Source organism: Caballeronia sp., assembly GCF_049581465.1.
Lineage (GTDB): Bacteria > Pseudomonadota > Gammaproteobacteria > Burkholderiales > Burkholderiaceae > Caballeronia.
Map to the genome: position 1 here is coordinate 1 of NZ_JBAUSA010000694.1, position 2,114 is coordinate 2,114.

1 protein-coding gene and 1 pseudogene are annotated in these 2,114 nt (G+C 61.2%); both read left to right on the top strand.

All coding sequences use genetic code 11. From position 1 onward, the window contains the following. A partial coding sequence (locus WCA53_RS17075) for an efflux RND transporter permease subunit (protein ID WP_423912882.1) occupies positions 1 to 1,797 on the top strand: 1,797 nt, incomplete at its 5' end. Beyond that, positions 1,787 to 2,114, top strand: a pseudogene (locus WCA53_RS17080) (efflux RND transporter periplasmic adaptor subunit); the annotation flags it as partial. The gene WCA53_RS17075 and the pseudogene WCA53_RS17080, both read left to right, overlap by 11 nt.

A 2,114-nucleotide genomic window follows, 5' to 3' on the forward strand; every position in this document is an offset into this window, starting at 1 on the left:
ATCTCGTCGTTCATCCTGTCGCGAACCCTCGTCCCCACGATGGCCAAATTCCTGCTCAAGCCCCACGCTCAGGACAACAAACAAGAGCACGATCACCAACAAGGGCCTCGCGTTTCCTCCAACCCGCTGGTGCGGTTTCAGCGCGGATTCGAGCGGGGTTTCGAGCGTATTCGCATGAACTACAGCGGGATACTCGAGCTGCTGTTGAAGCATCGTCGTATGTTTGTCTTGGGGTTCTTCGGCTTCGTCCTGCTGTCGTTCGCGCTGGTGCCGTTTCTAGGGCGCAACTTCTTCCCGGATGTCGACGCCGGCCAGATCCTGTTGCACGTGCGTGCGCCGATCGGTACGCGTATCGAGACAACGTCTGAGATCTTCGCGGAAGTGGAAAACCGCGTGCGGGAAACGATTCCGAGATCCGAGCTCGGCACGGTGGTCGACAACATGGGACTGTCAACCAGCTCCATCAATACCGCCTACAACAACACGGGAACGATTGGCCCGCAAGACGGAGATATTCAGATCTCGCTAAACGAAGGCCATCACCCCACGGCGGGGTACGTTCGCACGTTGCGCGAGCAGTTGCCGCGCGCGTTTCCAGGCGTCACATTCTCGTTCCCGCCTGCGGACATCGTCGGTCAGATCCTGAACTTCGGCTCGCCCGCGCCGATCGACCTTCAAGTTCGCGGCAGGAATCTGCCGGCCGATTTTGCCTACGCGAACGTGCTGCTGCGTGAGATCCGGCATATTCCCGGAGTGGTCGACGCCCGTATCGAGCAATCGCAGGCGAGTCCCCAGTTCAATATCGACGTCGATCGTGTCCATGCGCAGCTTCAGGGGATCACCGAACGCGATGTCACCAACAGCCTGGTCGTGCACCTGGCGGGATCGGGGCAGATCGCACCGACGTACTGGCTCAACCCGGCCAATGGCGTTGAATATCCAATTGTGGTGCAGACGCCGCAATACGGTCTCGATTCGCTGCCGTCCTTGATGAATCTGCCCGTTACAGGCGCTGGCGCGGCGGCAAACGACGGCCAGATCCTCGCCGGCGTGGCCACTATCCATCGCACCGCCGCTAACGAAGTCGTCAGCGACTACAACGTCCAGCCCATGGTGGAGATCTTCGCCACGACCCAGGGAAGAGATCTTGGCGCGGTTGCCGCAGGCATCCACGAGATTGTTGCCGCGCATGCCGCGGGTGTGCCGAAGGGCGCGAAGGTCGTGCTGCTCGGTCAGGTCCAGACCATGAACAGCGCGTTCGGCGACCTGCTCTTCGGGCTGCTCGGCGCGGTCGTTTTGATCTACCTGCTTATCGTGATCAATTTCCAGTCGTGGACCGATCCGCTGGTGATTGTCACTGCTTTGCCTGGGGCGCTGGCCGGCATTGTTTGGATGCTGTTTGCGACGCACACCACTTTGTCGGTTCCTGCCTTGACCGGCGCCATCATGTGCATGGGGGTTGCGACCGCCAATGCCATTTTGGTCGTGAGTTTTTGCCGTGAACGTCTCGCTGAACACGGCGACGCATTCAAGGCAGCGCTCGAAGCGGGCAGCACCCGCTTCCGTCCCGTCCTAATGACGGCTCTCTCCATGATCATCGGCATGTCTCCGATGGCGCTCGCACTCGGCGAGGGCGGCGAGCAGAACGCGCCGCTGGGCCGCGCGGTGATTGGCGGACTGCTGTTCGCGACTGTCGCCACGCTGTTCCTGGTGCCCGCCGTCTTTTGCATATTCCATTCGCATCGGGGTCACGCTGCGCCCGCACCGATTCCTGGAGGTCCGACTCATGTCGTTTGAACCCACCCCGCGTGAGGCGGCGCTGCCGCAACGCCAGCTTTCGTACGTAGCGATTATCGGTGGTGTGCTCGCCATCATCATCGTCGTTGGTGGCATTGCACTTCGCGTGAAAGATGATCGTCAACTCAAGGACTGGACGGAAACTCAGGCGATACCGTCCGTGAATGTGGTGATACCTGCCAAGGAGGCGCCGGGCGGCTTGCTGGCCCTGCCGGGCCGACTGGAGGCCTTCACCAGCGCACCCATCTATGCGCGGGTCTCGGGGTACCTGAAATCGTGGCGTGTCGATATCGGCAGCCAGGTGAAAGCCGGCGAGG